Annotated in this window: 5 protein-coding genes; all 5 read right to left on the reverse strand. The window is 70.3% G+C overall.

What is annotated here, in order from left to right:
* On the reverse strand, window positions 1–847 hold an 847-nt coding region (locus tag VED21_RS02350), incomplete at its 3' end, for an ATP-binding protein (RefSeq protein ID WP_324880702.1).
* A complete protein-coding gene (locus tag VED21_RS02355) occupies window positions 844–2,343 on the reverse strand; it encodes an MFS transporter (protein WP_324880703.1) in 1,500 nt (499 codons plus the stop codon). The genes VED21_RS02355 and VED21_RS02350, both read right to left, overlap by 4 nt.
* A 127-nt stretch (window positions 2,344–2,470) precedes the next feature.
* Window positions 2,471–2,773: a hypothetical protein gene (locus tag VED21_RS02360; RefSeq protein WP_324880704.1), complete on the reverse strand. Its 303-nt coding sequence runs from the start codon at window positions 2,771–2,773 to the stop codon at window positions 2,471–2,473.
* An 81-nt stretch (window positions 2,774–2,854) separates the two neighbouring features.
* Window positions 2,855–3,829: a peptide ABC transporter ATP-binding protein gene (locus tag VED21_RS02365; RefSeq protein WP_324880705.1), complete on the reverse strand. Its 975-nt coding sequence runs from the start codon at window positions 3,827–3,829 to the stop codon at window positions 2,855–2,857.
* Window positions 3,826–4,572: ABC transporter ATP-binding protein (locus VED21_RS02370; RefSeq protein ID WP_324880706.1), on the reverse strand; the 747-nt coding region annotated here is incomplete at its 5' end. The genes VED21_RS02370 and VED21_RS02365, both read right to left, overlap by 4 nt.

Raw genomic sequence — 4,572 nt, forward strand, 5'->3', positions numbered from 1 at the left:
GGTGCAGCGTCACCGCCTCGCCGTACAGGCCCAGCAGCCCCTGCGCCTTGACGCGGCCGAACGCGTCCTCCTTCAGCCGCTCGAACAGCTTGCGGCCGCGGAAGCGCGGATCGACGGCCCCCATGGATACATTGGCGACGCGGGCGTCCGGGCGGTCCTTCTTCAGCCCCTGGTGCCCGGCCACCTCGCCCTCCGGCGTCACCGCGACCAGGGAGAACAGCAGCCCCTTTTCGATCAGGTCGCGCAGGTGCTCGGGGAAGTAGACGACCTCGTGATAGCTGTAGCCGTAGACGTTGAACATGCAGCGCGCCAGCGCGATGCCGTCCGCTTCCGGGTTCAGCAGGCGCAGCTCCAGCGGCGTGTCGGCCGGGGCCGCCGGCACCTCGGCCGCGGTGTGGCTGAGGGATTCGAGGCAGGGGTTCTCCAGCTCCCGCTCGGAGCGGTTGACGATGAACTCGATCCGCTTGCCCTGCTTGCCCAGGTTGACGAAGCGGATCTCGTCGGTCAGCGAGCGCAGCAGCTGGATGGACAGGCTGGTGCTCTCCGCCGCCTCGGCCTTCGACCAGTCGAACGGCAGGCCCAGGTCGTGCACGGCGATGACGAAGCGCGCCCCCTCGTCGGAAATCGTCAGGTCGAACTGGCCGTCGCTGCGCCCTTCGAACGACTGCTCGATGACGACGATGCCCGCCTCCTCCGCCGCCAGCTCCAGGTGCTGGGAATGGCGCTCGTCGAAGCCGGCGCAGCGCGCCGTTTCCCGCACCAGCGCGCAGACGGCGGTCAGCATCTTGCGGTCGGTGTTGACGGTCAGGCGGGCCAGCAGGCGGCCCGGTGCAGCCGCGTCGGTCATGGCGAGGGCTCCGTGGCGGGGGTGAGGGGTTGGGCGGAAGCGGCGGCGGCGCGGGCGCGGGTGTGGGCGTGCCACAGGCACAGCGCCACCGCCCCGGCCAGCAGCCCGGCAAGCACGAGGTAGACGGCGGCCATCGTCCCCACCATCGCCTCCTCGAAGGCGGGGGAGACGGCGTTGTCCGCCGACAGGTCCGACAGGTTGCCGTACGGCTCCACCGCCAGCGTGACGGCCAGGGTCGAAGCGGCGATGACCACGGCGTAGGTCAGCTGGCGGGTCAGCTGCATCAGCCCCGACACCACGCCCAGGTAGCCGTCGGCGAGGCCGGAGAACAGGATCACCCGGTTGGGCGCGAAGAACACCCCCGCAGCCAGCCCGATCAGCAGCTGCCCCAGCGATACCGCCATCAGCGGCCCGTCGAGGCCCAGCAGCGCGTAGCCGACCGTGACCGCCATGGCCAGCGCCGCCCCGCCGGCCATCATCCAGGCCGCGTTGAACTTCTCCGCCAGGATGCCGGAGAACGGGGCGAGCAGGCACATGGTGATGGAGTACGGGGCGAGCGCCAGCCCGGCCTCCGCCGCGCCCACGCCCAGGATGCCCTGCAGATAGATCGGCAGCAGGATGCCGCTGGCCGCCAGCGTCGCGCAGAACAGCGCGATGGCCGCCAGCCCGACGGAGACGTTGCGCTGCGCGAACACCTCCAGCGGCAGCAGCGGGCTCTTCACCCGCCGCTCCACCGCGATCAGCGCCGCCAGCGCCGCCACGCCGCCGCCCAGCAGCGCCAGCGCGTCGCCGGTCAGCGCCTTGTGCCGGCCCAGCTGCTGCAGCCCGATCAGCAGCCCGCTCACCGCCAGCGCCAGCAGCACCGCGCCCACATAGTCGAAGCGGAACGGCTTGCGCGCCGCCGGCCGCGTCTGCAGCACCAGCACCGACAGCACCGTGGCCGCGACGCCGATGGGCAGGTTGACCAGGAACACCGACCGCCAGCCGAACCCGTCGACCAGGAACCCGCCGACCACGTAGCCCAGCGCGATGCCGCCGGCCAGGATGGTGGAGTTCAACCCAAGCGCGAAGCCGCGCCGCCCGTCGGTGAAGGTGCTGGTGATGATGGCGTTGCCGTTGGCCACCAGGCTCGCCCCGCCGATGGCCTGCAGCACGCGGCACGTCAGCAGCAGCGGCAGGTTCGGCGCCAGCGCCGAGCCCACGGAGGCGGCGGCGAACAGCACGAAGCCGAAGGTGAACAGCCGCCCGCGCCCCAGCAGGTCGCCCAGCCGCCCGGCGATCAGCACGACGACGGCGCCGGTCAGGTAATAGCTGGTGACCACCCATTGCAGGGTGCCCAGCGGAATGCCCGTGGCGTCCGCCATGGCCGGCAGCGCGATGCCGACCATCGACCCGTCCATGCTGGGCATCAGGTTGCCCAACTGGACCACGGCCAGGATCCACCACGGCCGGGCATCGACCCAGACGCGTTGCCGCCAGCCCCCCGCGCCCATCATTCACCACCTAAGGATTATCCCCTATGGTTGTGCACGCAGGACGCCGGGGAGGTCAAGCGGTGTCCCTTCCGCGGCATGTGCGGCCAGCGAACTGACATCCTCCCGTCCTGCGGTCTCAGGCGGGCAATCAATTGGGCCTGTCACAGGTATAGGCAGCCATCCATTGCCGGAACCGGATGCCGCCGTTGGTACTCAACTCCCCAGATTCAAAGCGCACGATGTTCGCGTCCGCCTTGCAGTGAAGCTTGGAGAACTTTTCGGCATAGGCACGGGCATCGGCTTCCCGGGTCTCGCCCCAGTCGGTGTAGCCGTCGATGCTATACAGTGACTTGCCTTCGTGCGTCCCCACCAGCGTCGGTGCCCGTTGAAGGTTCGCTGCGCACCCGGACAAGCCGAACAGAAGCGCCAGACACATAAAGGTTCGCCGCATCACCCTGCCCCCGCCTCGACGTCTATACACAATGCAGGGTTTCAGCATTCACCAACGCGTCAACTTTGTCCACTTGGTGAATCACGCCATCTCCTCGGCGTAATGGCACGCCACCAGCCGCCCGTCCACGTCGCGCAGCGCCGGCACGTCCACGGCGCAGTTCTCCCGCGCGTGCGGGCAGCGGCGGTGGAAGGGGCAGCCGGGCGGCGGGTTCAGCGGCGACGGCAGCTCCCCCTTCGGCACCACGCGCTCGGCGCGCAGCTCCGGGTTCACGCGCGGCGTGGCGGCCAGCAGGATGCGGGTGTAGGGGTGGCGCGGCCGGGCGAACACCACGTCCTTGGGGCCGTGCTCCACCGGGCGGCCGAGGTACATCACCATCACCGCGTCGGCGATGTGCCGCACCACGCTCAAATCATGGCTGATGAACAGGTAGGCGAGGCCCAGTTCCTCCTGCAAATCCATCATCAGGTTCAGCACCTGCGCCTGGATCGACACGTCCAGCGCCGACACCGGCTCGTCCGCCACCACCACGCGCGGGTTCAGCATCAGCGCGCGGGCAATGGCGATGCGCTGGCGCTGCCCGCCGGAAAACATGTGCGGGTAGCGGTCGATCTGGTCGCGGCGCAGCCCCACCCGCGCCATCATCGCCAGCGCGCGCTCGCGCCGTTCGGCCTTGGGGGTCTTCGTGTTCACCACCAGCGGCTCGGCCAGGATGGCGCCCACCGTCTTGCGCGGGTTCAGCGAGCCGTAGGGGTTCTGGAACACCATCTGCACGGTGCGCCGCAACTCCCGCATCTCGGCGGCGGAGCGCCCCACCACGTCGCGCCCGTCGTACAGCAGCTGGCCCGCCGTCGGCGGCTCGATCATGGTGACGGCGCGCGCCAGCGTGGACTTGCCGCAGCCGGACTCGCCCACCACCGCCAGCGTCTTCCCGGCCTCCAGCCGGAACGACACGCCGTCCAGCGCCCGCACCAGCGCCGCCGGCTTGAACAGCCCGCGCCGCACCGCGTAGTGCTTGCGCAGGTCCTTCGCTTCCAGAACCACAGCGTCGGTCATGCCGGCGCCCCCCACATGTCGCCGCCCAACGGGTAGTAGCAGCGCGCCAGCCCCTCCGGATCCGGAAACAGCGGCGGGCGCAGCCGGCGGCAGTCGGCCTGGGCGAAGCGGCAGCGCGGGTTGAACAGGCAGCCTTCCGGCCGGTCCGCGATGCCCGGCACCACGCCGGGAATGGTCGGCAGCCGGCGCCGCCCCAGCGCCCGTTCCGGCAGCGCGTCCAGCAGCGCGCCGGTGTAGGGGTGCTGCGGCCGTTCGAACAGGTCGCGCGCGGCGCGCGTCTCCACCACCTGGCCCGCGTACATCACGGCCACGCGGTGCGCCGTTTCCGCCACCACGCCCATGTCGTGCGTGATGAGGATCAGCGCCATCCCCCGCTCCTTCTGCAGTTGCACCAGCAAATCCAGGATCTGCTTCTGGATGGTGACGTCCAGAGCGGTGGTCGGCTCGTCGGCGATCAGCAGGCGCGGGTTGCAGGCGATCGCGATGGCGATCATCACCCGCTGGTTCATGCCCCCCGACAGCTGGTGCGGGAAGGCCGACAGGCGGCTTTCCGGCGCCGGGATTCCCACCTGCTCCAGCAGTTCGATGGCGCGCCGCTTGACCGCGCGGCCCGACAGCCCCTCGTGCGCCTTCAGCGATTCCATCAGCTGGAAGCCCACGGTGAAGCATGGGTTCAGGCTGGTCATCGGCTCCTGGAACACCATGGCGACGTCCTTGCCGGTCAGCGCCCGGCGCTGCCCGCG

Source organism: Azospirillum sp. (assembly GCF_035627195.1).
In the GTDB taxonomy this organism is placed as follows: domain Bacteria; phylum Pseudomonadota; class Alphaproteobacteria; order Azospirillales; family Azospirillaceae; genus Azospirillum.